Origin of the sequence: Mycobacterium sp. IDR2000157661 (assembly GCF_022317005.1) — a bacterium.
Taxonomy (GTDB): Bacteria; Actinomycetota; Actinomycetes; order Mycobacteriales; family Mycobacteriaceae; genus Mycobacterium.
This window is the reverse complement of sequence record NZ_CP081006.1, coordinates 2,050,083-2,075,208: the sequence shown is the minus strand read 5'-3', so window position 1 is coordinate 2,075,208 and position 25,126 is coordinate 2,050,083. Positions and strand designations below refer to the sequence as shown.

The 25,126-nt window shown below is 69.0% G+C and carries 27 protein-coding genes and 1 pseudogene; 15 read left to right on the top strand and 13 right to left on the bottom strand.

Features of this window, described 5'->3' with window-relative positions:
- From K3G64_RS11115 to K3G64_RS11090, 6 genes are all read left to right on the top strand, one after another.
- A complete protein-coding gene (locus K3G64_RS11115; RefSeq protein WP_238949864.1) occupies positions 1–789 on the top strand; it encodes a hypothetical protein in 789 nt (262 codons plus the stop codon).
- A gap of 45 nt (positions 790–834) precedes the next feature.
- Positions 835–1,191 (top strand): DUF7213 family protein, encoded by a 357-nt coding sequence (locus tag K3G64_RS11110; RefSeq protein ID WP_238949863.1) that lies wholly within the window; start codon positions 835–837, stop codon positions 1,189–1,191.
- Positions 1,192–1,397: 206 nt separating this feature from the next.
- Positions 1,398–1,610, top strand: coding sequence for a hypothetical protein (locus K3G64_RS11105; protein WP_238949862.1), 213 nt, complete (start codon positions 1,398–1,400; stop codon positions 1,608–1,610).
- A gap of 99 nt (positions 1,611–1,709) precedes the next feature.
- On the top strand, positions 1,710–1,907 hold the full coding sequence (locus tag K3G64_RS11100) for a ribosome modulation factor (RefSeq protein ID WP_238949861.1): 198 nt from the start codon (positions 1,710–1,712) through the stop codon (positions 1,905–1,907).
- 86 nt (positions 1,908–1,993) lie between these two features.
- On the top strand, positions 1,994–3,706 hold the full coding sequence (locus K3G64_RS11095) for an Eco57I restriction-modification methylase domain-containing protein (protein ID WP_238949860.1): 1,713 nt from the start codon (positions 1,994–1,996) through the stop codon (positions 3,704–3,706).
- Between the two features lie 200 nt (positions 3,707–3,906).
- Positions 3,907–4,785 (top strand): BsuBI/PstI family type II restriction endonuclease, encoded by an 879-nt coding sequence (locus K3G64_RS11090; protein ID WP_238949859.1) that lies wholly within the window; start codon positions 3,907–3,909, stop codon positions 4,783–4,785.
- A 24-nt stretch (positions 4,786–4,809) separates the two neighbouring features.
- Here K3G64_RS11090 and K3G64_RS11085 read toward each other — a convergent pair whose 3' ends face one another.
- From K3G64_RS11085 to ssd, 3 genes and pseudogenes are all read right to left on the bottom strand, one after another.
- Positions 4,810–4,962 (bottom strand): hypothetical protein, encoded by a 153-nt coding sequence (locus K3G64_RS11085; RefSeq protein WP_238949858.1) that lies wholly within the window; start codon positions 4,960–4,962, stop codon positions 4,810–4,812.
- 62 nt (positions 4,963–5,024) lie between these two features.
- Positions 5,025–5,633 (bottom strand): annotated as a pseudogene (locus K3G64_RS11080) (ATPase, T2SS/T4P/T4SS family); the annotation flags it as partial.
- Entirely contained in the window at positions 5,630–6,691 is a 1,062-nt protein-coding gene (gene ssd / locus K3G64_RS11075; RefSeq protein ID WP_305071284.1) for a septum site-determining protein Ssd, read from the bottom strand. The gene ssd and the pseudogene K3G64_RS11080, both read right to left, overlap by 4 nt.
- A gap of 417 nt (positions 6,692–7,108) precedes the next feature.
- Between ssd and K3G64_RS11070 the strand changes: the two genes are divergently transcribed.
- Entirely contained in the window at positions 7,109–7,966 is an 858-nt protein-coding gene (locus tag K3G64_RS11070) for an HAD-IB family hydrolase (RefSeq protein ID WP_238949857.1), read from the top strand.
- A 413-nt stretch (positions 7,967–8,379) separates the two neighbouring features.
- Here the strand turns inward: K3G64_RS11070 and K3G64_RS11065 are convergent, their stop codons facing one another.
- Positions 8,380–9,117 carry an oxidoreductase gene (locus K3G64_RS11065; RefSeq protein ID WP_238949846.1) on the bottom strand — a complete coding sequence of 246 codons (738 nt, stop codon included), beginning with the start codon at positions 9,115–9,117 and terminating at the stop codon, positions 8,380–8,382.
- Positions 9,118–9,222: 105 nt separating this feature from the next.
- On the opposite strand from K3G64_RS11065, the gene acs reads away from it, so the two are divergent.
- On the top strand, positions 9,223–11,184 hold the full coding sequence (gene acs / locus K3G64_RS11060) for an acetate--CoA ligase (RefSeq protein WP_238949845.1): 1,962 nt from the start codon (positions 9,223–9,225) through the stop codon (positions 11,182–11,184).
- Between the two features lie 17 nt (positions 11,185–11,201).
- On the opposite strand, the gene K3G64_RS11055 is transcribed toward acs, so the two are convergent.
- Positions 11,202–11,906 (bottom strand): S1 family peptidase, encoded by a 705-nt coding sequence (locus tag K3G64_RS11055; protein WP_370647139.1) that lies wholly within the window; start codon positions 11,904–11,906, stop codon positions 11,202–11,204.
- Between the two features lie 126 nt (positions 11,907–12,032).
- Here K3G64_RS11055 and K3G64_RS11050 point away from each other — a divergent pair, with 126 nt between their 5' ends.
- Both K3G64_RS11050 and K3G64_RS11045 read left to right on the top strand, forming a co-directional pair.
- Positions 12,033–12,548 (top strand): phage holin family protein, encoded by a 516-nt coding sequence (locus K3G64_RS11050; RefSeq protein WP_238950601.1) that lies wholly within the window; start codon positions 12,033–12,035, stop codon positions 12,546–12,548.
- A complete protein-coding gene (locus K3G64_RS11045) occupies positions 12,549–13,514 on the top strand; it encodes an alpha/beta fold hydrolase (protein WP_238949840.1) in 966 nt (321 codons plus the stop codon).
- On the opposite strand, the gene marP is transcribed toward K3G64_RS11045, so the two are convergent.
- The 4 genes from marP to nth are packed head-to-tail and all read right to left on the bottom strand — an operon-like array spanning position 13,511 to position 16,818.
- Complete coding sequence (gene marP, locus K3G64_RS11040; protein WP_238949838.1) at positions 13,511–14,698, bottom strand: acid resistance serine protease MarP; 1,188 nt, start codon at positions 14,696–14,698, stop codon at positions 13,511–13,513. The genes K3G64_RS11045 and marP overlap by 4 nt on opposite strands.
- On the bottom strand, positions 14,695–15,474 hold the full coding sequence (locus tag K3G64_RS11035; RefSeq protein WP_238949832.1) for an NUDIX hydrolase: 780 nt from the start codon (positions 15,472–15,474) through the stop codon (positions 14,695–14,697). The genes marP and K3G64_RS11035 overlap by 4 nt, the downstream gene beginning before the upstream one ends.
- Entirely contained in the window at positions 15,471–16,118 is a 648-nt protein-coding gene (locus K3G64_RS11030; RefSeq protein WP_238949831.1) for a TlpA family protein disulfide reductase, read from the bottom strand. Before K3G64_RS11030 ends, K3G64_RS11035 begins: the two co-directional genes overlap by 4 nt.
- A gap of 19 nt (positions 16,119–16,137) precedes the next feature.
- The gene (gene nth, locus K3G64_RS11025) at positions 16,138–16,818 is read right to left on the bottom strand and encodes an endonuclease III (protein WP_238950600.1); all 681 of its coding nucleotides are present in this window, start codon (positions 16,816–16,818) and stop codon (positions 16,138–16,140) included.
- A gap of 236 nt (positions 16,819–17,054) precedes the next feature.
- Between nth and K3G64_RS11020 the strand changes: the two genes are divergently transcribed.
- Together K3G64_RS11020 and crp are read left to right on the top strand one after the other, a co-directional pair.
- Positions 17,055–17,339, top strand: coding sequence for a hypothetical protein (locus tag K3G64_RS11020; RefSeq protein ID WP_238950599.1), 285 nt, complete (start codon positions 17,055–17,057; stop codon positions 17,337–17,339).
- An 88-nt stretch (positions 17,340–17,427) separates the two neighbouring features.
- Positions 17,428–18,102, top strand: a complete 675-nt coding sequence (gene crp, locus K3G64_RS11015) for a cAMP-activated global transcriptional regulator CRP (protein ID WP_005138643.1) — start codon at positions 17,428–17,430, stop codon at positions 18,100–18,102.
- 41 nt (positions 18,103–18,143) lie between these two features.
- Here crp and K3G64_RS11010 read toward each other — a convergent pair whose 3' ends face one another.
- The 3 genes from K3G64_RS11010 to K3G64_RS11000 all read right to left on the bottom strand — a co-directional run bounded on the left by K3G64_RS11010 (position 18,144) and on the right by K3G64_RS11000 (position 19,646).
- Positions 18,144–18,920, bottom strand: a complete 777-nt coding sequence (locus K3G64_RS11010; protein WP_370647183.1) for an MBL fold metallo-hydrolase — start codon at positions 18,918–18,920, stop codon at positions 18,144–18,146.
- 86 nt (positions 18,921–19,006) lie between these two features.
- Positions 19,007–19,462: a RidA family protein gene (locus K3G64_RS11005; protein WP_238949829.1), complete on the bottom strand. Its 456-nt coding sequence runs from the start codon at positions 19,460–19,462 to the stop codon at positions 19,007–19,009.
- Between the two features lie 22 nt (positions 19,463–19,484).
- Positions 19,485–19,646: a DUF4177 domain-containing protein gene (locus tag K3G64_RS11000; protein ID WP_238949827.1), complete on the bottom strand. Its 162-nt coding sequence runs from the start codon at positions 19,644–19,646 to the stop codon at positions 19,485–19,487.
- 76 nt (positions 19,647–19,722) lie between these two features.
- On the opposite strand from K3G64_RS11000, the gene K3G64_RS10995 reads away from it, so the two are divergent.
- Together K3G64_RS10995 and K3G64_RS10990 are read left to right on the top strand one after the other, a co-directional pair.
- A complete protein-coding gene (locus K3G64_RS10995) occupies positions 19,723–20,742 on the top strand; it encodes an ArsA family ATPase (protein WP_238949825.1) in 1,020 nt (339 codons plus the stop codon).
- A 63-nt stretch (positions 20,743–20,805) separates the two neighbouring features.
- Positions 20,806–21,936 carry an ArsA family ATPase gene (locus K3G64_RS10990; RefSeq protein ID WP_238949824.1) on the top strand — a complete coding sequence of 377 codons (1,131 nt, stop codon included), beginning with the start codon at positions 20,806–20,808 and terminating at the stop codon, positions 21,934–21,936.
- 18 nt (positions 21,937–21,954) lie between these two features.
- Here K3G64_RS10990 and K3G64_RS10985 read toward each other — a convergent pair whose 3' ends face one another.
- Positions 21,955–22,311, bottom strand: a complete 357-nt coding sequence (locus K3G64_RS10985; protein WP_238949821.1) for a WhiB family transcriptional regulator — start codon at positions 22,309–22,311, stop codon at positions 21,955–21,957.
- Between the two features lie 295 nt (positions 22,312–22,606).
- On the opposite strand from K3G64_RS10985, the gene ponA2 reads away from it, so the two are divergent.
- Positions 22,607–25,066 carry a transglycosylase/D,D-transpeptidase PonA2 gene (gene ponA2, locus K3G64_RS10980; protein ID WP_238949820.1) on the top strand — a complete coding sequence of 820 codons (2,460 nt, stop codon included), beginning with the start codon at positions 22,607–22,609 and terminating at the stop codon, positions 25,064–25,066.
- Positions 25,067–25,126 lie beyond the last annotated feature (60 nt).

Sequence of the window (25,126 nt, the reverse complement as noted above, 5' to 3'; positions counted from 1 at the left end):
ATGGACATCACCCTCCGATCGACCCTGACTGTCGTCACCAAAACCGCTGAAACACTTGGGGTTTCACTACCCGCCGCATACATCGCCGAACTCGACAGAGCCCGCGCCATCGTCGCCGGCGCCGACCGATTCCGCGAAACCTCCGCGAGCCAACTCAACGCCGCCGTCCTCGACGCGATCGAAGCCGGCCGCGACGTCCACACCGACACAACCGTGCAGCGGATGATGTTCGACCGGAACCTCACCGCCGGCGGCATCGAAATGGACGCCGACCAGCGCAGAAAGGAAATCAGCCACGCCGCGCTCCTGGACTACGCCGACGACATCCTGGCCTCGTGGGCAGAGTTTCTGACGCCGCACGCCGAGGCCCTGGCCGACGCCGCCGAAGCCCTACCTGGTCACAATCTGGCCAACACCGATCAGGTCGCGACGCTCACCGTCGAGGGCATGAAGCACCTGAGTAACGCTCAGATCGCCGTGAAACTCTGGGCTGCTGCCGAGCGAGGTTTCATTGCCCTGGTGCAGACAGCAGGGCAGAGGTTCTCAAGCCACACTCGGGTGCTGGCCATCACGCCCGACATCGGCCTTCTCGAGTTCGCGTCGATCCGCGACGAGGCCCTCCGCGAGCGAACCGAAGTGACGCCGTGGTTGCTTGCGCAGCACGGCATCCCAGTCGAGTTGGCCACGATTACCGGGTTCGCCGAACGTGTCGCCAACTACGAGCGGCAACGCGAAGCCGCCCAAGCCGAGCAGGCCGAGCAACGCAAGCAGCGGGTCGCTCAGACCTAGTTAGCCGGTCACAAGCAGCCGTGCGGCTGGCGCATCGGGAGCGCCATGGCGCCGCCCAATGGGGACGCCGAGGGGCGCGCCGGCCGCACGGCCAACCACCACGACGACGAGGACCAGGACGTGAGCACAGTCCACGAAGATCGCGAGGCGTTCGCGCTGCTCGACGAAGCGATCGACGCAGCGTTCGCGATCGCACACGACGACGACACCGACCAGAACACCGTGCCAGTGGACGCCGTGCTCATCGTCGGCGTCCAGGCCGTCGACAACGCCGGCGACCGCTTGGGCCACGTCGAGGTCTACCCACGCGCCGGATCGCAGCCGGCCAACATCACGCGGCTGGTAGCCGAGGCCGGCCAACTGCTCGACCTGGCCGCGGCCGACGGCGACGACCAACCATGACCACCCAGGGCGGGTAACCCCCACCCCCGCCCCACGCCGCCCCTCGTGGCTTAGGCGTCGCCCCCCCTGGCTTTCCCCAAAAAAACAAACCGCTGGAAGGACGCAGGATGCCCCGCCGTGCTGACGTGCCGTGCATCAGGTGCGGCCGGCTGGTGCCGACGTACCCCGATAGCGCGCCGGCCGGCCGGCGCCGGTGCGGGCGCTGCGTGACGGCCGACGCGGCGCCGTGGGAGCACGGCACGCGGACGGGATACCGGCGGGAGGGCTGCCGCTGCGACGAGTGCCGCGCGTGGGCCGCGGCGGGGGCTCGGGTGTATCGCGCTGAGTACCGCAGGCGCACTGGGACCGGGTTGCGCTCGCGGTACGGCCGGAAGGTGCGGGAAGCGGTCGCCGCGACGCCCGACGAGTCGCTGACGTGAGCGCCGGCGGACCGGCCGGCCTGGTCGCCGTCGTGGTCCTGGCCCTCGTCGTCGGCGTGGGTCCGACGTTCCGGGCGCACAAGCCTGCATCCTGATCGGGTGAGCAGGCGCGCTGAGTACATGTTCGCGCTCTACTCGGGCTCGCTCGCCGAGCCTGGCGACCGCAACCCCTACGCCGGCGGCGAGTCGCTGGTGCTGCCGCAGCTGTGGATGCGCGGGTACATGCGGATGCTGCGCGTCCGCGTCGAGACCGGGCCGGCGATGGCGCGATACCGCGAAGCCGTGAGCAGAAACTAGGACCGCGACGGCGCGTAGCACGCTCGGCTGACGGACCCGTTTGCGAAGATACGACATGTGACGCGCGGGGGTGACAGGTGACAGCGTTGCCGGAACCCATGCCGGCGCGGTCGGCCCGAACGAATCGAACCTCGTCGACTCCTGTCACTTCTAACGCCATCACCCCGGCCGCGGCGTCGGTCCTGGCCGGCGTGCCGGCGTGGTGGGCAACGCGCGCTCGCGCGGCCGGCCTGTCCGGGCAGTGGCTCGAAGTCGACTGGGCGATCGCCGACACTCCGATGCCAGCTTGGGCCGGTGACGCTGCCGCCGTCGACTTGGCCGGCACGACGGCCGAGGAACTGGGCATGCTCTACGTCTCCCAGCTTGACCCGAAGGACCGCGCGCAGCACGGCCGGCACTACACGTCCAAGGTGCTCGCCGACACCCTGTGGGCGATGACCAAGCGGGCTCTCGGGTGGAAGCGCCCGCAAGCTCTGAGCGGGCTGGTGCGTGACCCGGCGTGCGGCGCCGGCGCCCTGCTGCTGCCTATCCTGCGCGAGCACCTGGGCGCCGCCGCGCGCGTTGACGCGCAACTCGCGCTCGCCGGCCTGCCGAACGTCATCGCCGGCACCGACACCGACGAGAACGCCGTCTGGCTCGCGAACGTCCTGCTCGCGTCGGAGATGCTGCCAATTCTGGCGCGCACGCCGCGAGCACGCCGGCGCCCGCTGCCCGCCTTGGCCGCGGTCGGCGACGGGCTCGCACCGGCTGACGTGCCGACGCTGGCAACCGTGATGAACCCGCCGTATGGCCGCGTCCGACTCGGATCGGCCGAGCGCGAGCGCTTCGCCGAGTCGCTCTACGGCCACGCGAACCTGTACGGCCTGTTCATGGCGACCGGCCTCGACGCGATCGCCGGCGACGGCGTTCTGTCCGCGCTCGTCCCGACGTCGTTCCTGGCCGGCCGGTACTTCGAGAACCTGCGGCGGGTGCTCGCCGACCAGGCGCCGCTTCGCGAGATTGCGTTCGTCGCCGACCGGAGCGGATCGTTCGGCGGCGTCCTGCAAGAGACGTGCCTGGCGACGTTCAGTAGCAAGCGGGTCCGGCGGGTCACTATCTCGACGATCGGGCCGCAGACCAGCGAGGTCGCCACCGTGCGATCGCCGCGCGGTGTCCTGCCGTGGCTGCTGCCCCGTCACTCCGACGACGCACCGACCGCAGCGGCGGCGATCGGCATGCGGACAAATCTCCGGTCGGTCGGCTGGCGCGTGTCGACGGGTCCGCTGGTGTGGAATCGGCGCAAGGCGGACCTTGTGTCGCGACCGGGCGCCGGCCGGGTGCCGGTGCTGTGGGCAGCTGACATCGACGGCGGCAAGGTCCATCGCGACGCAGCGCGGGACTCGACGCGCTACCTGAAACTGCGCGGCAACGACGAACACGTCATGGTGCTGACCGAACCGGCCGTCCTGGTGCAGCGCACCACGGCGCCCGAGCAGACGCGCCGGCTGGTCGCCGCTCACCTGACGGCCGACGTCCTCGCCGAATGGGGCGGTCGCGTCGTCGTCGAGAACCATGTGAACGTCATCCGCGCCGCCCGCGGCCAGTCGCAAGCGGTGCCGGCCGACCTGCTCGCACGCCTACTCGCCACCGTCACGACCGATCGGGTTCTGCGCTGCCTGTCTGGCAGCGTCGCGGTGAGCGCCTACGAACTTGAGGCCCTGCCGCTGCCTGAGCCAGACGTCATAGCCGGATGGGCGGACCTCGGCGCGGCCGACTTCGACGCGGCCGTCGCTCGCGCGTATCGGCCGGTGAGCGCATGACGCTGCGGCCCGTCGTCGACCGCGATCACGTTCGCGAACGACTGGTGAGAATCTTCCCGCCCGAAGCGTTCGACGCGGTGCTGTCCAACCCGCTAGCCGCGGCCGGCGTCGCCGCGATGATCTACGTCGGCGCAGTGGTCGACGACGAGGGCGCCCCCGAACCGGAGAACGTGTGGAGCAGGCCGTCAACAGTGCTGTGGATGTCCGACACGATCCACGCTCACACCAGCGACGACGAGCGCCTGGCCTACGCTGCCGCCGCGGCAGTCGGCCGACGGCGGATAGAGACGCTGGTCCAGGAGTGGGGCGACAGTCACCACCCTTGGTACGCAGACACCACCCGCGAGACGCTGCGCGACGAAATCTGGCCGAAGTGGCGCGAGAACGGCGCGGCGCGGCTGCGTGCGGGCATCGCGACGAGCAGTTCGCTGCCCCGCTGGGCGCTGACCGCTTCGTTCGCCGGCCTGTTCGATCCCGCGCTCGACGGCGACGCGCTCGACGCGGCGATCGCCGACTGGCAGGACGCGCACCTGAACCCCGGCGCGAAATTGAAACTGCACTACGCGAGCGCCCTGGCGAAAGCGGAGCACGAAGTCACCGTCCAGCTTCCGGGATACGGACAACGGGTGCTCGACCCCGGCGTGTCGTCGATGATCCTCAAGGGCGTGATCGAACAGTGGGCACCCGCACGGCTTGCCACGCCGGTAGTGCTCGCCATCAGCCAGTCCGGCGACAAGCTGTACGTCGCGGATCAGGCCGTGCTGGCTCAGATCGGCATTTCGATCAACGTCTCGTCCGTGCTGCCCGACGCGATCGTCGTCGATGTCGGCGTCACGCCGGCGACGTTCTGGATCGTCGAAGCAGTCGCGACGGACGGCGAGATCAACGAGACGCGCAAAGAGAACCTGACCGAGTGGGCGGTCGAGCAGTACATCGCACCGGAGCAGTTGCAATTCCTGTCCGCGTTCGCATCTCGCAACGCTCCAACCATCCGCCGGCGGCTGAAAGACATTGCGAGCGGGACGTATTGCTGGTTTCTCGACGAACCCGGCAACGAACTTTCGTGGAGCGAAATCTAGCCGTTGCCGGCGACCGGCCCGCGCTCAAAGCGAGGCATTGCGGCTGCCGGCGTTGCGCTCGTCGAGCAGTTCGTCCAGGACGGTAGTCGACGGATTCGGGGCACCCAGTTCGGAGCAGGTGCGCCGCACCGCCGCGACCAACCTCAGTTCGGAGTCGATCGTGTTGCGGTCCCGCATTGCCTGAGCGTAAGCCGACCGGCGCGCCCCTTGTCGCACTAGTTGCGGTGCCATAGGTGGGTTGTCGTGTTGCCCGCGCCCGTTCCGCCGGTCACGAGGAACGCCAGCCGCGCCCCGACGACGTCGGCGAGCAGCCCGGCCGCGCTCGGGTCGATGGCGCCCGCCCGCGTCAGCGCGTCCAGATCCTGGGTGGCGGGCCGCAACACCCGCAGCGACAGGCAGGTTCCTGTCGCGGCGATCGGCGCCAGCACCGCATGCAGGCGCACGGTGTACTGACCGCCGCCGACGCCGGTCAGCTGTCCGTCCACCCACGGCTGCGCCTCGTCCAACCGGCGACCGGCCGCCAGCGCCAGCCGCTGAACGAGCCGTCGCACCGCCTCCTCGTCCGCGAACCGCACCGCGCTGCGGCGCAAACCGGTCCCGTCGTCGACCCAGACCTCGTCCGGCGCGGTGACGAGCACGTCGGTGGTGCCCTCGGCGGACAGCAGCGGCTCGAGCACGCCGGCGCCGGTCAGCTCGGTCTGCAGTGCCCGCAGACCGCTGAGCACCTCGGTGTCGCCGAGCAGACCACCCGACTCGGCCCGGATCGCGTCGGCGACGACGGTGGGCCGCAGCGGTGCCGACTCCGCGGCGAGGCGTTCGCGGACGCGGTCGATCAGCGGCGAATTCATCGGTCCGCACCCGGATGCCGGTGCAGAGTGGTCAGCACCTTGCGCGCCGCGACCGCCAGCGGTGAGCGGGTGCCGACCCGCAGACCTCCGCGTTCCAGGCTTTGAGCAACGCCCGGTTGTGGCCGCATCCCGGCCAGCAGGGGCAAACCGACGATCGCGGCGACGTCGACCGAGCGCAGCCCGCCCGGCGCAGGCCCCCGCACCACCACGCCCGCATTCGCGTTGAGCGAGCAGACCCAGCGCCCGACCGCAGTGGTCGCCGCGCAGGACCGGATGTCGGCGGGGGTCATGACGACGACGAGATCCGCTGCGATCAGCGCCGTCTCGGCGGCCGCGGTCGAGCGTCGGGGCACGTCGCAGACCACGGTCGCGCCGCCGCGGCTGCCCGCGTCGATCACCGCGCCCAACGGCGCGGCCTCCACCTCGCCGCCGGCGCGACCGCCCGACAACACGCTGACCCCGTGACACCGGGGCAGTGCCTCGCGCAGGGCCCCGTAGCTGAGCCGGCCACCGCGCAGCTGCAGATCCGGCCAGCGCAGTCCCGACTCGGCCTCGCTGCCCGCCACCAGGTCGATGCCGCCACTCCACGGGTCGGCATCGATCAGCAGCGCCTGAGACGTCGACTGCGCCAGGGCCGTTGCGAACACCGACGCTCCGGCGCCGCCGCGGCCTGCGATGACCGCGGCCACCGCACCTCGCCGTCCGGTCTCGTCGGCCTCGTCCGCGGCCGCGGCGAGCTCGGCCATCAACACGTCGTCCTGCGCAGGCAGGGTGACCACCCGTTGAGCGCCCACCGCGATCGCGGTCTGCCAGTCGGAGGCGCACGGCTCGGCCCGCCCGACCACGATCACCCGCGGGCGGCGCGGCAGCGCGCTGCGCACACACCGTTGCGCCGCCGCGGTGTCGAGCAGGACCGCCGCCGCGCCGGTCCACACCTTGCGACTGGACGGCTCGCCCGCGTACACCACGCTGACGCCCGCCGCTGCGCACACCCGGTCGACGTCGTCGCGCAACGCAGGATCGGCGATCAGCGCGAGATATCCACTCGACGAAGCCATGGCGTCCACCCTGCGGTGCCCGACCGACGATGCGCGACGACCGCTGACCGCTCTGTGGATGGACCAGGTACTGGGGATAAGCCCGATGCCGGGATAGGCGAAAATCGCGTTCCGCAACCCCGCGACAATGGCGGATGTATCCGGATTGCGAAGAACCCCGAAAAGGGGACGACCCCCGCCAGGGGGGGAGGAGGCGGAGGTCGTCGTGAATCAGCCCCGGGGGGTCGGGCTGATGCACACCCAGCATAAGCCGGGTAACGCTCACTATACACACGCCAGTCCGTCACGGCGCAAGTGCTCGTTGCTAACGAAATCAGCACGAAATCCGAGAAGTCGGCACTTACCCGCAGGTGTCGTAACCTGCCAGTTTGTACACTCTGTCGCCAACTGTCACTCGGCCGACCCTATGCTGGCGCTGTGACCGCATCCGAGTCGGCGGCCGAGAGGTCGACCACTCCGCAAACGACTGCCCCGACGGATCGACCGGTGCGCACCGCGGCCTTCTTCGATCTCGATAAGACCGTGATTGCGAAATCCAGCACATTGGCGTTCAGCAAACCCTTTTTCGAGCAGGGGCTAATGAATCGGCGTGCCGTGCTGAAGTCGACCTACGCACAGTTCCTGTTCCTCATGTCCGGCGCCGACCACGACCAGATGGATCGGATGCGGTCCTATGTGACCAACATGTGTGCCGGCTGGGACGTCGAACAGGTGAAGTCGATCGTGGGCGAGACCCTGCACGACATCGTAAATCCGCTGGTGTTCGCCGAGGCGGCGGAGTTGATCGCCGATCACAAGCTGTGCGGTCGTGACGTGGTCGTGGTCTCGGCCTCCGGCGAGGAGATCGTCGCGCCGATCGCCCGGGCGCTGGGCGCAACCCACGCCATGGCCAGTCGGATGGTCGTCGAGGACGGCAGGTACACCGGCGAGATCGCGTTCCACTGCTACGGCGCGGGCAAGGTCGCGGCCATCCGCGAACTGGCCGCCCGCGAGGGTTACGCGCTCGAGCACTGCTACGCCTACTCCGATTCGAGCACCGATGTGCCGATGCTCGAAGCGGTCGGCCACCCGGCCGTGGTAAACCCCGATCGCGCGTTGCGCAAAGAGGCGGCGGCCCGCGGATGGCCGGTACTGAGTTTCTCCAAACCGGTGTCGTTGCGCGACCGCATCCCGGCGCCGTCCAGTGCTGCCGTGGCAACCACGGCGGCGGTCGGCGTCAGTGCGCTCGCGGCCGGGGCGCTGACCTATTCGCTGTTGCGGCGCTTCGCTTTTTGACCGACTCTTCGTGAGGTAGCCGGCGCCGGCGTAACGATCTGAATTCACGCCCGGTTTGGGCCTTGATGTGACGCTGGTCACGGGGTACAAAGGAACCACGGAAGCTTGGTGAGGCCAAGGCCGAGCCGGAAGAGAAGGCTCGGATCTCCCGACCCAGGCTCCCCAGCACGGTCCCCGGCACCCACGCGGAGCACATGCCGCGGAATAGGCAAAAGTGTTGCGGGCTTGCGTATTTGCGAAGAGCGGACAACCATGACGACCCTTTGGGTGGGGTCGGGTTCGTAGCGCATCGACAAGACGCCGAGGCCACCCACGCAACCCACCAGAGCACGCTTGGTAACCGGTGTCCGTGCTAGCGGGCGACGAGCCGAAATCAGTTCGGAACGTCGCCCGCTTTGCGTTGCTGGCGGCGATTACGACGAGGCGGCCTCGGCGATGGCCAACGCCTCCCTGGCGCCCTCCGCCAGACCGCGGCAGCTCATCAGGATCCAGGCCGTCAGCCCGTCGGGCGTTCCCGAGGAGAACCCGCGCAGCGCGGCGCGGTAGTCGCCCGAGCGGCGCATCCAGTACACCTCCGGCACGCCGAGACCGTGCGGGTCCAGACCGGTGGTCATCGTCACCAACCGCGCCGCCGCGCGCGCCACTACACCATCGGCGGTGCCGAACGGCGCCAAGGCCAGCAGTTCACCGTGCACGACGGCGGCCAACACCGGCGCGGGCGTCCGGCTGCCGGTGACGACATCGGCCAGCAGCGTCAACCGCGGCCCGACGGCGGTATCACCGCGCGGACGGCCGAGGCTCTCGTCGTCGGTGATGTCGACGGCCGCCAGCGCGTGCAACCGCGCGATCGCCTGAAGCGGCGCCCGTCGCCAGACCCCGACCAGCGACGTCTCGCCGCCTTCGAGTGCTTCCGATACCCGCAGTGCGCCTGCGAGCACCGGATCGGGCGCGCTGTCCGCGGAGAACTGCAGCGCACCCCCGTCCAACACCGACGACGCGCGGGCAGCCCGCAGCGCCGCCTCGGCTGCGGTCGCCGGCCAGCCGCGCAGGTTCGCGCGGTGGCGGTGCGCGCGGCCCAGCGCCTCGCGCGCCTGCTCGCCTGCGTCCGGGACACCGGGCAGGTCGGCCAGCGGAGCGAGCGGGTCGGTCACGCCAGCCGACGCTAGCCGACCGCTCGGCGCGCGGGAGGGCCCACCCGCAGAGGGACGTGTGACATGCCGCCGTCCGGCGCGGTTTCGGTGACTAGGCTCACAGCCATGAGCGAGACGCACACCGAAGTACCGTCTGTCTACCCGCCTTCGGCGGAATTCGCCGAGCATGCCAACGCCAATGAGGACATGTACCGCGAGGCCGAGGCCGACCGTCTGGCGTTCTGGGCGAAGCAGGCCGACAGGCTGGCCTGGGACACCCCGTTCACCGAGGTGCTGGACTGGTCGGAGGCCCCGTTCGCCAAGTGGTTCATCGGAGGCAAGCTTAACGTCGCCTACAACTGTGTGGACCGCCACGTCGAGGCCGGCAACGGAGACCGGGTGGCGATCCGCTGGGAAGGCGAACCCGGTGACAGCCGCGACATCACCTACGCCGAGTTGCAGAGCGACGTGTGCAAGGCCGCCAACGTGCTGACCGACCTCGGGCTGTCCGCGGGCGACCGGGTCAACATCTACATGCCGATGATTCCGGAGGCGATCGTCGCGATGCTCGCCTGCGCCCGCCTCGGCGTGCTGCACTCGGTGGTGTTCGCCGGTTTCTCGGCGTCGGCCCTGGCGGCCCGCATCGAGGACGCCGAGGCCAAGATGGTCATCACCAGCGACGGGCAGTACCGCCGCGGGCAGGCCGTCTCGCTCAAGGAATCGGTCGACGAGGCATGCGCCGGACAGAAGTCCATCGAACACGTTCTCGTCGTGCGGCGCACCGGGATCGACACTCCGTGGACCGAAGGCCGCGACCTGTGGTGGCACGACACCGTCGAGGCGGCGTCCCCCGAGCACACGCCTGAGGCCTTCGACTCCGAGCACCCGTTGTTCCTGCTGTACACCTCCGGCACCACCGGCAAGCCCAAGGGAATCATCCACACGTCCGGCGGCTACCTGGTCCAGTCCTCCTACACCCACTACAACGTCTTCGACATCAAGCCGGAGACCGACGTGTACTGGTGCACCGCCGATATCGGCTGGGTGACCGGGCACACCTACATCGTCTACGGTCCGCTGTCGAACGGCTGCACACAGGTGGTGTACGAGGGCACACCGAATTCGCCCAACGAGCACCGACACTTCGAGGTCATCGAAAAGTACGGCGTCACCGTCTATTACACGGCACCGACGCTGGTCCGGATGTTCATGAAGTGGGGCCGTGAGTTCCCCGACGCACACGACCTGTCCAGCCTGCGTCTGCTCGGTTCGGTCGGCGAACCGATCAACCCCGAAGCTTGGCGGTGGTATCGGGACACCTTCGGCAACAACAAGACTCCGGTCGTCGACACCTGGTGGCAGACCGAGACCGGCGCCATCATGATCTCGCCGTTGCCCGGCATCACCGCGGCCAAGCCCGGCTCGGCGATGCGGCCGTTGCCGGGTATCTCGGCCAAGATCGTCGACGAGGAGGGCAACGAGTTGGTGCCCGGCGCCGACGAGGCCGAGCACGTCACCGGCTACCTGGTTCTCGACCAGCCCTGGCCGGCGATGTTGCGGGGCATCTGGGGTGACCCGGAGCGCTACAAGGAGACCTACTGGTCGCGCTACGCCGACAAGGGCTGGTACTTCGCCGGCGACGGAGCGCGCGTCGACTCCGACGGCTCGATCTGGCTGCTCGGGCGGATCGACGACGTGATGAACGTGTCCGGGCACCGGATCTCGACCACCGAGGTGGAGTCCGCGCTGGTCGGGCACTCGCATGTCGCCGAGGCCGCGGTCGTCGGCGCCAGTGACGACACCACCGGCCAGGGCATCTGCGCGTTCGTCATCCTCGAATCGCACGCCAAGCACCGCGACGGCGACGAGATGGCCGCCGAACTCCGCGAACAGGTCGCCAAGGACATCGGCAAGATCGCCCGGCCCAGGGAGATTCACGTCGTGCCCGAGCTGCCCAAGACCCGCAGCGGAAAGATCATGCGTCGGCTGCTGCGCGACGTCGCCGAGGGCCGTGAACTCGGCGACACCTCGACGCTGGTGGATCCCAACGTGTTCGAGGCGATCCGGGCCAGTAAAGCCGAGACATAGACCCCAGCAGGACCGCGTCAGGCGGCGGCGCCGACCGGGACGAAGCCGGTTCCCGGTCGGTTCTTGGCGGTGATGTCCGCCAGTTGCATGTTGAACGACATGTTCACCGCGGGGGTGTGCAGCGGCACGTACTTGAGGATGCAGGTCGGCAGCTTCTCGGAGAAGGCGCCGTGGATCATGCCGACCAGGCGGTTGTTGACGGTTACCGGCGCACCGGAGTCACCGGGCTGACCGCAGACCTGGTTGACGAACGTGCCGGGCTGCTCACCCGGTCCCCAGGTGACGCCGCACGAGTAACCGGTGGTGCGGCCCAGCTTGCACGCGACGTCGCCGACCATCGGATCCGGCCCGAGACCGTCGATCCGGAAACCGTTGACGTCGTTGGTCGGACGCACTTTGGCGGGGTCGAACTGGATCACCGCGTAGTCGAGCGCATCGTTTCCGGCCACCATGGTGCCCAGCACCCCGGCGCCTTTCGCGTCCTCGGCGGCGACCTGGGCACCCGGGCCCCCGCAGTGTGCGGAGGTGAAGCCGATCAGGTTGCCACGGTCGTCGTTACCGATGGCGGTGAGCGTGCAGAGCGTCTCGCCATCGACGACCAGTCCCGACCCGCCGCCGAGCGTCACGAGCCCTTGAGCGGAAGCCGGGGCCGCCGGCGCGAACAGCGCCGCGGACAGCGCGGCGACCGCCGCGGCGCAACGCAGGCGGCCGCTGGACCTCACCGGAAAGTCTCCCATCGACGCGCACGACGTTGCCTGCCACGAACCCGGACAGTCTATCCGCGGGCGGGATCGATTCGACGGCACGCCACATGGCAACATGAACCGCAACCGACACCCCGGGAGGAACTGTCCGTGAGCGATCGCAGGAATGGCGTGCCGACCACCGTGACGTCGATACCGCTGGTCGACCCCCATGCTCCCAAACCGGACCCGTCCATCGGTGACCTGGTCAAGGACGCCACCGCGCAGGTCTCCACGCTGGTGCGGGCCGAGGTCGAACTGGCCAAGGCGGAGATCACCCGCGATGTCAAGAAGGGGCTGACCGGCAGCGTCTTCTTCATCCTGGCGCTGGTCGTGCTGTTCTACTCGACCTTCTTTTTCTTCTTCTTCGTCGCAGAGTTGCTCGACAACTGGATCTGGCGCTGGGCGGCGTTCCTGATCGTGTTCGGGATCATGGTGGTGGTCACCGCGGTGTTCGCCCTGCTGGGCTATCTCAAGGTGCGCCGCATCCGCGGTCCGCAGAAGACGATCGAATCGGTCAAGGAGATCCCGGAAGCGCTCACGCCGGGCCACGACAAGACCAAGGGGCTCGCGTCGGCCGACGGCAAGCCGGGCGCGACGGCCGATCCCTCAGGCTGGTAAATGTCCGCGCCCCGCGGCGACGGCAGGCATCCGCCGGCTCCGTCGGTCGTGCGCATCGACGGACCCTGGCGCCATCTCGAGGTGCATGCCAACGGCATTCGCTTCCACGTCGTGGAAGCCGAATCCAGCGGCGCGACGACGGATACCGACCGCCCGCTGGTCATCCTGCTGCACGGCTTCGGATCGTTCTGGTGGTCGTGGCGCCATCAGCTTCGGGAGCTCACCGGTGCGCGCGTGGTTGCCGTGGACCTGCGCGGCTACGGCGCCAGCGACAAGCCGCCACGCGGCTACGACGGGTGGACACTGGCCGGTGACACCGCCGGACTTGTGCGCGCGCTCGGGCACAGGAACGCGACCCTGGTCGGGCACGCCGACGGCGGACTGGTGTGCTGGGGGACCGCGGTGCTCCATCCCCGGGCGGTGCGGGCCATCGCTGTGGTGAGCTCTCCGCATCCGGTCGCACTGCGCGCCTCGGTGATGCGCCGCCGCGCACAGGGCGGCGCGCTGCTGCCATCGATGCTGCGCTACCAGGTGCCGATGTGGCCGGAGCGCGCATTGACGCGAAACCACGCCGACGGACTCGAGCGCCTGGTCCGCAGCCGTGCGAGCGCGAAATGGCTTGCCTCCGCTGACTTCTCGGAGACCATAGCCCACATGCGACGTGCCATCCGGATTCCCGGCGCGGCGCACTCGGCGTTGGAGTACCAGCGCTGGGCGGTGCGCAGCCAGTTGCGCGGAGAGGGCCGCCGTTTCATGCGGTCGATGAAGCGTCCGATCACCGTTCCGGTGCTGCATCTACGCGGCGATGCCGACCCGTACGTGCTGGCCGATCCCGTGTACCGCACGCAGCTGTACGCGCCGCACGGCCGATACGTATCGGTCGCCGGCGCAGGCCATTACGGCCACGAGGAGGCCCCCCAAGCGGTGACCGAGCAGCTCACCCGCTTCCTGCGCCAGGTGTACTAGGTGATGCAGGCGCCCGTCGCGACTCGCTCGCTGTTGTTGAGTTTGGCGATCTGATTGGACACCTCGCTGGCGGTCAGCACGAAGCCGGTGTCGGCGTCGTCGACCGCGGCACCGAAGACCACCCCCAGCACCCGGCCTTCGCGGTCGATCATCGGTCCACCCGAATTACCCTGCCGCACACTGCCTCTGACCGTGTACACCTCGCGCTCCACAGTTGAGGTGCGGTAGATGTCGGGTCCGCTCAGCTCGATGATCTCGCGCACCCGCGCCGGGGTGGCCACGAAGTTGCCGCCACCCGGGTAGCCCATCACCACGGCGTCGGTACCGGTGGCCGCGGGTGTCTCGGCGAACTGCAGGGGCGCGGCGGGCAGATTCGGCACGTCGAGGATCGAGATGTCGGCCTGCGGGTCGTAGGACACCACGTACGCGTCATACGTTTGGCCGTCCATCTCGACGGTCACGCTTTCCGAGCCGGCGACCACGTGGGCGTTCGACATCACCCGGTCGGGCGCGGCGACGAAGCCGGTGCCCTCGAGCACCTTCTGGCAGCCGGGTGCCACGCCGCGGATCTTGACGACGCTGGGCCGCGTCGCAGTCACGATCGGATCGGCGGCCAACGCGGCGTCGGGGGCATCGACCGCGACGATCGGAGTGCGACCGAAGGGCTGCAGCACATCCGGCAGGCCGGAGGTGTCCAGCAGGGCCGACAGCCGCGTCGGCACCGACCGCAGCCAACTCGGCGCCGCATCGTCGACCTGCTTGAGCACCTTCGAGCCACGCACGGCGGCGGCCAGGTTGGGCTGGTCCGACGTCTGCAGGGGGTAGGTCAACATCCAGGCCGCGACCAGCACCGCGACGATCTGGATCGCGACGCCGACCAGCGAGTCGACCGCGCGCAGGGACCGGTTGCGGATGGCACTGCGCACCGCGCGGCCGAGCACCACGCCGGCGATCTCGCCGACCACGACCAGCGCCAGGATGAGGAACAGCGTCACGAAGAGCTTGGTGCGCGGGCCGTCGATGTTGGCGACGATGTGCGGGGCGAGCAGCACCCCGGCCACCGCGCCGAGCACCACGCCGAGGAACGACAGCATCGAGCCGAGCGCACCCGAGCGCCAGCCCGAGATGCCCGCGACGAACGCGATACCGAGGACCACCAGGTCCACCCACTGTGACGATGTCATGGTTGAGCACCACCGTAACCGTCCGGGCACTGGACGAGCGCCATCGCCTCCTCCAGCTCCCGTACGTCGTCGGTGTCCCACGGCTGGGCCCACCCGGCCACGTCGAGCATCGCCGAGATGACCTGGCCGGTGAAGCCCCACACCAGCATCTCGTTGAGCAGGAACGCCGGGCCCGCAAAGCGGCGGTTGGCCGCGTTGCGGTACACCATGATTCGATTCTCGGGATTGATGAACGCCCGAAGCGGCACCCGCGCGACGATCGCGGTCTCGGCGGCGTCGACGACGTCCACCGGTCCGGGATCAGGCGAGTACGCCAATACCGGCACCACGTGGAAACCCGACGGTGGGATGAACAATCGCTCCAGCGTGGCGAGTGGATGCAGCCGGCCGACGTCGATCCCCGTCTCCTCGTTGGCCTCACGCAGTGCCGTCTGCACCGGACTGTGGTCGCCGTGCTCGACGGCACCGCCGGGGAAGGCGGCCTGGCCGGCATGGTGGCGCAACGTCGACGCCCGGACCGTCACCAGCAGGTCGACGTCGTCGGGCAGTTCGGACGACGAGTCGGCCGGACCCGAGAACAGCACCAGGACAGCGGCATCACGGCCTGCGACGACCGCCGCAGCGGCTTCGCTGGCGGCCGCGACCATGGCGAACACCTCGGGCGGCACCCGTCGGCGGTAGGCGTGCTTGACGTCGTGGGCATTGACGAGCAGCGGCTCGAGCCAGGCCGGGGCGGCGTCGGGAACCAGCCCGCTGCCCTCGCTCGCCCAGCTCACCCGAATGCTCCTAACTGTGGATTCACCGCTGCGGCGATCTCATCGGCGGTGGCGAATGCGCGCGGCAGAATCTCGGCAACGCTACCGTCCGCGCGGAGCACCACGGTGGCGGGCATGACGTTGGGCACCCGCAGCGCTGCGGCGACGAGGCGTCGACCGTCCTGCAACGTGGGCAGTCGCACACCGAGTTCGGCCAGTCGCAGCAACGCGGCGGTCTCGTTCTCGTCCTGGTGCACGGTCAGCACGGTCACCTGCGGCCCGACCCGGCGCTGGTACTCGGCCAGCGCGGGCAGTTCCTCCGCGCACGGCCCGCACCAGTAGGCCCACAGGTTGAGCACCACCGTGCGGCCCGCCAGGGCTCTGGCGACGTCGACGGTCGACCCATCGCCCGCGCACTCGAGCGTGATGCCCCGCAACTCTTCGGGCCCCGCACCGACACCCGGCGCGGGACAGGGCGGCAGGTCCGCTTTCGCCCGCGGCCCCGCCAGCGCCTGGGCCGTATCGGCGTCCCGACGATCACGTGCGAGATCGGTGCCCTGCGGCCCCGGCGCCGGGACGTCCTGTCGCAACTGCGCCACCATCGCCACCACGAGCGCCACCACGACGACCAATGCCGCGACGGACCACCGAGTCGAGGCGCGCATGGTCAACGGTCGGACGTGGTCACAGCCCGGCCATCGCGAGCAGGTGCTCGGTCTCCGGGCCCTTGACCAGCGGTGCGGCGACCATCGGGTCGGTCGGCCCCGCGCCGTAGGACGGGCAGTCCGCGGCCAGCACGCATACTCCGCAGGCCGGTTTGCGGGCGTGACACACCCGTCTGCCGTGGAAGATCACGCGGTGGCTCAGATCCGTCCATTCCTTGCGCTCGATCAACTCGGCCACCGCGAACTCGACTTTGACGGGATCCTCCTCGGCGGTCCACCGCCAGCGCCGCGCGAGCCGGCCGAAGTGGGTGTCGACGGTGATCCCGGGGATGCCGAAGGCGTTGCCCAGGATGACGTTGGCGGTCTTGCGGCCGACCCCGGGCAGGGTGACCAGCTCATCGAGGGTGGCGGGAACCTGCCCGTCGAAGCGCTCGACGAGCTCCTGTCCGAGCCGGATCAGCGAGTTCGTCTTGTTGCGGTAGAACCCGGTGGGCCGGATGAGCTCCTCGACCTCGGTGCGGTCTGCCTGCGCGTAGTCCAACGCGGTGCGGTACTTCTTGAACAAGGCGGGGGTGGTCAGGTTGACCCGCTTGTCGGTGCTCTGCGCCGACAGGATTGTCGCCACGGTCAGCTCGAGCGGGTCGGTGAAATCGAGTTCGCAATACACGTGCGGAAAGGCCTGCGCCAGTGTGCGATTCATTCGCCGCGCCCGCCGGACCAGCCCGGTCCGGGTCTCCTCGTCCCAGTTGCGGGCGCGGCCGCGTACGCCCGGCCTCCCCGCTGACTTCTCACCCACGGTCACGAGGGCCAGCGTACTGACGCGCCCGGACAATCGAGGTTCGGACCGGTGACATTTCGTGATCCCGCTGAGACATTCGCCGTGTTTACTTCTGCCTTGTGTCGTGGTTGCTGGTGGCGCTGATTCCCGGGTTGTTGATGGTGGTGACAATCGGGCTGCAGCGACTGGAAGCCGGCCTCCACCGCGACACCGTCTCCGCCGGCGACGTGGCGAAGTTCTTCGAGCACGCCGAGCCGTCGGACGTCAGCACGCTGGCTCGCGACGGGATGAGCCGTGCGCTGGACGGACTGCGGCAGCGCCAGCACGCCCGCGACGCCGCCCCGCCTCCCGCGGCCCGCGGTTCGGGTTTGCCGACTCTGGTGTACGCCCATCACGGGGCGAATACCGAATTTCGGCCGACCCGACATGCCGATCGTGTGTAGCGTGAGCTGGTCACGAATTCGGGTAACTCTAGACTGATCTCGCTAACCGATAGAGGTCGGCTTCACCCAACAGCTTAAGAGGGGCAACGTGGACGAGATCCTGGCTAGGGCCGGAATCTTCCAGGGGGTCGAACCCAGCGCCGTTTCCGCGCTGACCAAACAACTGCAGCCCGTCGACTTCCCACGTGGACACACCGTGTTCGCCGAGGGTGAGCCCGGCGATCGGCTCTACATCATCATCTCCGGCAAGGTGAAAATCGGTCGGCGATCGCCCGACGGGCGCGAGAATCTGCTCACGATCATGGGCCCGTCGGACATGTTCGGCGAACTGTCGATCTTCGACCCCGGCCCGCGCACCTCGAGCGCGACGACCATCACCGAGGTTCGCGCTGTCTCGATGGACCGCGATGCGTTGCGCGCCTGGATCGCCGACCGTCCGGAGATCGCCGAGCAGCTGCTGCGTGTGCTGGCTCGCCGGCTGCGCCGCACCAACAACAATCTGGCCGATCTGATCTTCACCGACGTGCCCGGCCGCGTCGCCAAGCAGCTGTTGCAACTGGCCCAGCGGTTCGGCACGCAGGAGGGCGGCGCGCTGCGCGTCACGCACGACCTGACGCAGGAGGAGATCGCCCAGCTCGTCGGCGCATCCCGGGAAACCGTCAACAAGGCGCTCGCCGATTTCGCGCACCGTGGCTGGATTCGGTTGGAGGGCAAGAGCGTTCTGATCTCCGACTCCGAGCGCCTGGCCCGCCGCGCACGCTAGCGTCACCCCGATCCGGCCGGGCTGAGCGCGGCGCAGATCACTCAGGAACGCAGGTAGTCCAGCTGCGCCTGCACGCTCCATTCGGCGACGTCCCACAGGTTCTCGTCGACGTCGGTGTAGACGTGTTCGACGATGCGGCGGGCGGTCGCGTCGTCGCCGAGCACCTGCAGCGCCTCACGCACCTGCTCGAGCCGTTCCTGCCGGTGGGTCAGGTACATGTCGCTGACCGACTCGAGGTCCTCCAGGTCGGGGCCGTGGCCCGGCAGCACCGCGCGGTGTCCCAGCCCGCGCAGCCGCTGCAGCGAGTCCAGGTACGCGGCGAGGCTGCCGTCCTCCTTGTCGATCACCGTGGTGCCGCGGCCGAGCACGGTGTCGGCGGTTAGCACGGCATCGTCGAGCAGGAACGACACCGAGTCGGCGGTGTGGCCGGGCGTTGCCATCACCGTGATCCGCAGTCCGGCCGCGTCGATGACCTCACCGTCGTGCAGCGGCCCCCCAAGGCCCCGCAGAAAACCGCTGCCGACGGCGCGCACCACCGCACCCGTCCGCTCGACGATCTTGTCGATGCCGCCGGTGTGGTCCTCGTGCTTGTGGCTGATCAGCACCAACGGGACGGGTCCGAGGTCGGCGATGCGCGCGAGATGCCCGTCGTCGTCGGGGCCGGGATCGACGACGACCATCTCATCGCTGCCCGGCCCGCGCAGCACCCAGGTATTGGTGCCCTCGAGCGTCATCTTGCCCGGGTTCTCGCACAGCAGCACCGACGCCGTCGCGGTGACCGGCCGCAGGCGGCCGTAGGCCGGATGCTCCAGCGTCACCGCGTCGCTCACGCGACCTCCGCCCGATCGTCGCTCACGCGACCTCCGCCCGATCGTCGCTCACGCGACCTCCGCCCGATCGTCGCTCACGCGACCTCGACAATCAGTTCGACCTCCACCGGCGCGTCCAACGGCAACTCCGACACCCCGACCGCCGAGCGCGCATGCGCCCCGGCATCGCCGAACACGTCACCGAGCAACTCCGAGGCGCCGTTGACGATCCCCGGCTGGCCGTTGAAGCCGGGAGCCGACGCGACGAATCCGACGACCTTCACGATGCGGGTCACCGAGTCGATGCTCACCAGCGAGTTCACCGCCGCCAGGGCATTGAGCGCGCACACCCGGGCCAGCGCCTTGCCCTCCTCCGGTGTGACCGCGGCGCCGACCTTGCCGGACTGCAGCAGCGAGCCGGCCTGCACCGGCAGCTGCCCCGCGGTGTAGACGAGGTTGCCGGTGCGCACCGCGGGCACGTAGGCCGCCAGCGGCGGCACCACCGCAGGGAGCTCGATACCGAGTTCGGTCAACCGCGCCGACGGGGTCATATGTGCTCCTCGCGTCCGCGGATCACGTCGGTCGCTTGAGGTACGCGACGTGCTGTTCACCGGTCGGGCCGGGCAGCACCGACACCAATTCCCAGCCGTCCTCGCCCCACTGGTCGAGGATCTGCTTGGTGGCGTGGGTCAGCAGCGGGACGGTGGCGTACTCCCAGCGGGTCGGTTCGCTCATGTGCCGAGCTTATCGGGAGCAGATCCCTGGCCGAAGAAGCGAGGAGCGCCGAACCGGCGTTGGCTAGCATGCAGTCGTGGCTTCCACTACCAATGGCGGTAGACCCGTCGGCTGGCCCTCGCGGCTGACCAAAGCGCGCCTGCACTTCGTCACCGGCAAGGGCGGTACCGGTAAGTCGACGATCGCCGCGTCGCTGGCGCTCGCCCTTGCTGCCGGCGGCCGCAAAGTGCTGTTGGTGGAAGTCGAAGGGCGGCAAGGCATTGCACAGCTGTTCGACGTGCCGCCGTTGCCGTACAAGGAAGTCAAGATCGCCACCGCCGACGGGGGCGGGCAGGTCAACGCGCTCGCCATCGACACCGAGGCGGCCTTCCTGGAATACCTTGAGATGTTCTACAACCTCGGGCTGGCCGGCCGCGCGATGCGCCGCATCGGCGCCGTCGAGTTCGCGACCACCATCGCCCCCGGGCTTCGCGACGTGCTGCTGACCGGCAAGATCCGCGAGATCGTCACCCGCGCCGAGAAGGGAAAGCAACCGGTCTACGACGCCGTCGTCGTCGACTCGCCGCCGACCGGTCGCATCGCCCGCTTCCTCGACGTCACCAAGGCGGTGTCGGATCTGGCCAAGGGCGGCCCGGTGCATGCGCAGGCCGAGAGCGTGGTAAAGGTGCTGCACTCCGACCTGACGGCCATCCACCTCGTCACCCTCCTCGAGGCGCTGCCGATCCAGGAGACGCTGGAAGCCATCGACGAACTGCGCGCACTCGACCTGCCGATCGGCAGCGTGATCGTCAACCGAAACATCCCCGCGTGCCTGCCCGCCGACGACCTGGCCAAGGCCGCCGAAGGTGGCATCGACGCCGACGCCGTGCGCAAGCAACTCGTCGAAGCGGGAATCACGTTGTCCGACAGTGACTTCGCCGGCCTGCTCACCGAGACCATCCAGCACGCCACCCGTATCAAGGCGCGCGCGGAGAGCGCCGAGCAACTCGACGCGCTGGACGTGGCGCGCCTGGAACTACCGCAGATCGCCGACGGGGTCGACCTGGGCAGCCTCTACGAACTGGCCGAAGAACTCGAACGTCAGGGTGTTCGCTGATGAGCGCTCGCGCGAAGAGGAGACAGCACCGATGAGCGCTCGCGCGAAGAGGAGACAACACCGATGAGCGTCACTCCACCTGCCCTGGACATGGGCGCGATCCTGGCCGACACCGCGAACCGGGTCGTGGTGTGCTGCGGCGCAGGCGGCGTCGGCAAGACCACGACCGCCGCGGCGATGGCGCTGCGGGCGGCCGAATACGGCCGCACCGTGGTGGTGCTGACCATCGACCCGGCCAAACGCCTCGCCCAGGCGCTTGGCATCAAGGACCTCGGCAACACCCCACAGCGGGTCCCGCTCGCACCGGAGGTCAAGGGCGAGTTGCACGCGATGATGCTCGACATGCGCCGCACGTTCGACGAGATGGTGGTCCAGTACTCCGGGCCCGGGCGCGCCGACGCAATCCTGGACAACCAGTTCTATCAAACCGTCGCCACGTCGCTGGCCGGCACGCAGGAGTACATGGCAATGGAGAAGCTGGGGCAGCTTCTCGCCGAGGACAGGTGGGATCTCGTCGTCGTCGACACCCCGCCGTCACGCAACGCGCTGGACTTCCTGGACGCCCCGAAACGGTTGGGTAGCTTCATGGACAGCCGGCTCTGGCGGATGCTGTTGGCACCCGGACGCGGCATCGGCCGATTGGTGACCGGCGCGATGGGCCTGGCGATGCGAGCGATGTCGACCATCCTCGGATCCCAGATGCTGTCCGATGCAGCGGGTTTCGTGCAGTCACTGGACGCGACGTTCGGCGGATTCCGCGAGAAGGCGGACCGCACCTACGAACTGCTCAAGCGGCGCGGCACCCAGTTCGTCGTGGTGTCGGCGGCCGAACCCGACGCGCTGCGCGAGGCCTCGTTCTTCGTCGACCGGTTGTCCGAGGAGAACATGCCGCTGGCCGGGCTGATCCTCAACCGCACGCATCCGATGCTCTCGGACCTGCACGCCGAGAAGGCGGTGGAGGCCGCCGAGGCCATCGCCGAGAGGGACCCCGATTCGCTGACGGGCGCGGTGCTCAAGGTGCACGCCGACCGCGCGATGACGTCTCGACGGGAGATCCGGCTGCTGTCGCGTTTCACCGGCGCCAACCCCCATGTGCCGATCGTGGGTGTGCCCTCGCTGCCGTTCGACGTCTCGGACCTCGACGCGCTGCGGACGATCGCCGATCAGATCACCGGCGACGTATCGGCCGCCTAGCGGCTGGGCGGTTCTGGCTCAGCCGGCGCTGCGGTGCTTGCGCTGGGCGGAGAAGAACTCGGCCCAGGAGACCACCTCGGGATGCTGCTTGAGCAGTGCGCGGCGCTGGCGTTCGGTCATGCCGCCCCACACGCCGAACTCCACCCGGTTGTCGAGGGCATCGGCGCCGCACTCGGCGATGACAGGGCAGTGCCTGCAGATCACGGCGGCCTTGCGCTGGGCCGCACCGCGCACGAACAGTTCGTCGGGATCGGCCTGGCGGCAGCGGGCCTGCGAAACCCAGGCGATGCGAGCCTCGGCTTCGGCGCCGTGGACGATGCTTTGAGCCGATGACGTCATTGCGGTCCTGCGCGCCGCGGGCCTTGTAGCTGACACCAGCGTTCCCTTCGTTCCAGCCGCCCTCCGGCCAACACCGGCACGGCGTAGTCCTCCGGTGTAGAACGCTGATGCGATCTACGCCACATTGCGAGGGGTCAGTGTGACCTACATCGCACTGTTCGACCAAATTAGATGGTCACGGGCGGTCTGCGCAATACGTTGAACCCCACTTTTTTGGGACGACCGTGCCGTCAGCGTCCGGAATCGACGCCCATGCCGTTCAGCACGGTATTCAACTCTGGCAATCGACCGTCCGAGGCTGCCATTTTGCGCCGTCGTTAGTCTGTAGGGCATGCCCGACAGTGACCCGATCCGGCCGCCCACCGCGGTGACGGTCATCAAGCTCGCGTGGTGCGTTCTCCTGGCGAGTGTGATCACCGCTGCCCTGATGTTTCCCGTCGTCGGCGGCTTCGGTCTGGTGTCCAACCGGGCGTCCGACGTCGTCGCCAACGGCTCGGCCCAACTGGTGGAGGGTGAGATCCCACAGGTGTCGACGATGGTCGACGCCAAAGGCAACGTGATCGCCTGGCTGTACAGCCAGCGCCGCTTCGAGGTGACCAGCGACGAGATCGCCAACACGATGAAGCTGGCGATCGTCTCGATCGAGGACAAGCGCTTCGCCGAGCACAACGGCGTGGACTGGCAGGGCACGCTGACCGGCCTTTCGGGATATCTGTCGGGCAATCTCGACACCCGCGGCGGCTCGACCATCGAGCAGCAGTACGTCAAGAACTACCAACTGCTGGTGAGCGCGCAGACCGAAGCCGAACGGCGCGCGGCCATCGAGACCACGCCCGCGCGCAAGCTGCGCGAGATCCGCATGGCGTTGACCCTGGACAAGACGTTCACCAAACCCGAGATCCTGACCCGTTATCTGAATCTGGTGTCGTTCGGCAACGGCGCCTTCGGTGTCCAGGACGCCTCGCAGACGTACTTCGGCATCAACGCCTCGGAACTGAGCTGGGAGCAGGCCGCGCTGCTGGCCGGCATGGTGCAGTCCACCAGCACCCTGAACCCGTATACCAATCCCGACGGTGCGCTGGCCCGGCGGAACGTCGTGCTCGACACCATGATCGAGAACATCCCCGAGGAAGCCGAGGCGTTGCGGGCGGCCAAGGAGAAGCCGCTCGGGGTGCTGCCGCAGCCCAGGGAACTGCCGCGCGGTTGCATCGCCGCCGGGGACCGCGCGTTCTTCTGTGACTACGCACTCGAGTACCTGGCCCGCGCGGGCATCAGCAAGGAGCAGGTCTCCAAGGGCGGTTACCTGATCAGGACCACGCTCGATCCCGACGTGCAGATCCCGGTGAAGGCGGCGGTCAACCAGTTCGCCAGCCCCGACGCCGACGGTGTCGCCAGCGTGATGAGCGTGATCCGGCCCGGCAAGGAGTCACACCCGGTGGTGGCGATGGCCAGCAGCCGGACCTACGGCCTGAACCTCGAGGCCGGGGAGACCATGCACCCGCAACCGTTCTCGCTGGTGGGTGACGGCGCGGGGTCGACGTTCAAGCTGTTCACCGTCGCCGCGGCCCTGGAGATGGGCATGGGCATCAACGCCCAACTCGACGTGCCCGCCCAATTCCAGGCCAAGGGCCTCGGCAGCAGTGACAGCCCCGGCTGCCCGCCGGCGACCTGGTGCGTGAAGAACGCAGGCGGCTACCGCGGTCAGATGAACATCACCGACGCATTGGCCACCTCGCCGAACACGGCGTTCGCCAAGCTCATCTCCCAGGTCGGCGTGCAGCGTTCGGTCGACATGGCGGTCCGCCTTGGCCTGCGCTCCTACGCCCTGCCCGGCACCGCGCGCGATTACGACCCGGAGAGCAACGAGAGCCTGGCCGACTTCATCAAGCGCCAGAACATCGGCTCGTTCACGCTGGGTCCCTTCGAGATCAATGCGCTGGAGTTCTCCAACGTGGGAGCGACGCTGGCCTCCGGCGGGATGTGGTGCCCGCCGACGCCGATCGCCGAGGTGATCGACCGCCACGGCGAGAAGGTGTCGGTGACCACCGAGACGTGCGAACAGGCCGTGCCCGAGGGGTTGGCCAACACGCTGGCCAACGCCATGAGCAAGGACGACCAGGGCGCCGGCACCGCGGCCGCCGCGGCCGGTTCAGTCGGCTGGGATCTGCCGATGTCCGGCAAGACCGGTACCACCGAGGCACACCGCTCCTCGGCGTTCCTCGGGTTCACCAACACCCTGGCGGCGGGCAACTACATCTACGACGACTCCACCGCACCCGGTGAGTTGTGCTCGTTCCCGCTGCGCAAGTGCGGGTACGGCGACCTGTTCGGCGGCAACGAGCCCGCCCGCACCTGGTTCGCCGCGATGAAGCCGATCGCGAACAACTACGGCGAGGTCAGGCTGCCGCCGACCGATCCGCGTTACGTCGACGGCGGCGCCGGCTCACGCGTGCCCAGCGTCGCGGGGCTGACGCAGGACGCGGCCCGGCAGCGGCTGCGCGACGCGGGCTTCCAGGTCGCTGACCAGTCCACACCGGTGAACAGCACGGCGTCCTACGGGTCGGTGGTCGGCACGTCACCTAGCGGCCAGACGGTCCCCGGCTCGATCATCACGCTGCAGACCTCCAACGGCATCGCGCCGCCACCGCCAGCGCCGCCACCGTCGGCAGGCGTCCCCGGCGTTCCGGGGCTACCCGCGCCGGTCGGCCAGACCGTCGTCCAGATCCCGGGTCTGCCCCCGATCACCGTGCCGGTGCTCGGACCGCCGCCGCCGGCGCCCCCGCCACCGTGATCCGGCCCGCTGGTCACGCCCGCGTCGGCCGGGTGAACTCGGTGAGCCGGCCCGACTCCC